Annotated in this window: 1 protein-coding gene and 2 pseudogenes; 2 read left to right on the forward strand and 1 reads right to left on the reverse strand. The window is 63.2% G+C overall.

What is annotated here, in order from left to right; genetic code table 11:
• A pseudogene (locus tag EOA22_RS32605) lies at window positions 1-274 on the reverse strand (keto-deoxy-phosphogluconate aldolase); the annotation flags it as partial.
• A 311-nt stretch (window positions 275-585) separates the two neighbouring features.
• On the opposite strand from EOA22_RS32605, the gene EOA22_RS32610 reads away from it, so the two are divergent.
• Both EOA22_RS32610 and EOA22_RS39245 read left to right on the forward strand, forming a co-directional pair.
• Window positions 586-1,506: a rhodanese-related sulfurtransferase gene (locus EOA22_RS32610; RefSeq protein WP_013529741.1), complete on the forward strand. Its 921-nt coding sequence runs from the start codon at window positions 586-588 to the stop codon at window positions 1,504-1,506.
• 115 nt (window positions 1,507-1,621) lie between these two features.
• Window positions 1,622-1,717 (forward strand): annotated as a pseudogene (locus EOA22_RS39245) (tellurite resistance TerB family protein); the annotation flags it as partial.

Raw genomic sequence — 1,717 nt, forward strand, 5'->3', positions numbered from 1 at the left:
CGATGAAGCGCGAGCCCGCGGCGGCCGCCTCTTCGAACTGCCTGGCATCAAGAATGGTGCCGGCGCCGACGATGGCTTCCTCGACTTCACCAGCGACCCGCCGGATCGCTTCCAGCGCGTCGGCGGTCCTCAGCGTGATCTCGATCGCAGGCAGGCCGCCGCGCGCCAGAGCGCGGGCCAGCGGCACGGCATTGGCGACATCGGAGATCTTCAGCACCGGGATGACGGGCTGGCCGTTGAGGAGCGACAGAAGTTTTTCGGTCTTGCTGGGCATGTGTCTCTCCGTGGCGTGGGACAATTCAACCGATTAGCAGAAGGCCGTTTTCCTGTCCACGAAACCGGCCGTGTCGCGATGTCACGCGTCGCCCATACTCGCCAAGCCCAAGTTGACAAGGGTGGCTGCCGGCTCGATGGTGCCGACAGCTTTGGTCCCGGTGGCTTTTCAGGATAGGAATTTTTTCTTGACTCCCTGATCTCAGCTATGGTACAAATTCACCCATGGTGCAGATTTGCGCCAGTGACCCGCCGAACAGGATGCCTGCTTTGCCTTGAATCGGCTTGCTCGAGCGTCTAGTGGCTTCGGCGATGACATCACTTCCACTCCTTCGCGTCGCCGCGCTCTACCGGTTTGCCCGGCTCGACGCTTTCGAAGAACTGCGCGCGCCGCTCGCCGCATTCTGCTGCGGGCGCGGCATAAAGGGCACGCTGCTGCTGGCGCATGAAGGCATCAACGGCACCGTCGCCGGCAGCGAGACGGCAATTGCCGAACTGATCGCGTATCTCGAAGCCATCGAAGGGCTTGCCGGACTCGAGGTCAAGTACAGCGCGGCCGCGGACATGCCGTTCCATCGCATGAAGGTGCGGCTGAAGCGCGAGATCGTCACCATGGGTGTCGATGACATCGATCCTTCGAAAAGTGCCGGCACCTACGTCGCGCCGGCCGACTGGAACGCTCTGATTTCGCAGCCCGGCACTGTCATCATCGACACGCGCAACGCCTATGAGGTGTCGATCGGCACGTTCAAGGGTGCGATCGACCCGGCCACCGCAAGCTTTCGCGAGTTCCCGGCCTGGGTGGAAACGCACCGGGCGGAGCTCGAAGGCCGCAAGGTTGCGATGTTCTGCACCGGCGGCATACGCTGCGAAAAGGCAACCGCCTATGTCAAATCGCTCGGCTTCGAGGATGTCTTCCATCTCAAGGGCGGTATCCTCAAATACCTCGAGGAGGTTCCGGCCGAACAGAGCCTCTGGCAAGGCGAGTGCTTCGTCTTCGACGAGCGGGTTTCGGTGTCGCACGGCCTTGCCGAGGGCGACGCGGAACTGTGCCGCGCCTGCCGCCACCCGCTGACGCCGGGCGAGCTGACGTCGCCCAAATTCGCTGCCGGTATTTCGTGCCCGCATTGCTTCGATGCGCGTTCGGACGAGGACCGCCAGCGTTATGCCGAGCGCCAGCGCCAGGTCGAGCTTGCGCAGGCGCGGGGCAGGGGGCCGCATATCGGCTCCTGATCCAGCATCGTGCTGCTGCAAAGCGGCTGCCTGTCATTGCAATGTCAAGTTTCGGGACCTACGTCTTCGACGTTCGAAACCCGCCCGTTGGCCGGGCAAATCCTGGAGGCACTGAATGTTCGATCCCAAGAAGCTTCTCGACGATCTGCTCGGCTCGCAAATCCCCGGCACCAGCGGCACCGTTCGCGACAAGGCGGGGCAGGCCGTGCAG

This window comes from Mesorhizobium sp. M7A.F.Ca.US.014.04.1.1, assembly GCF_003998745.1.
Classification (GTDB): Bacteria; Pseudomonadota; Alphaproteobacteria; order Rhizobiales; family Rhizobiaceae; genus Mesorhizobium; species Mesorhizobium ciceri.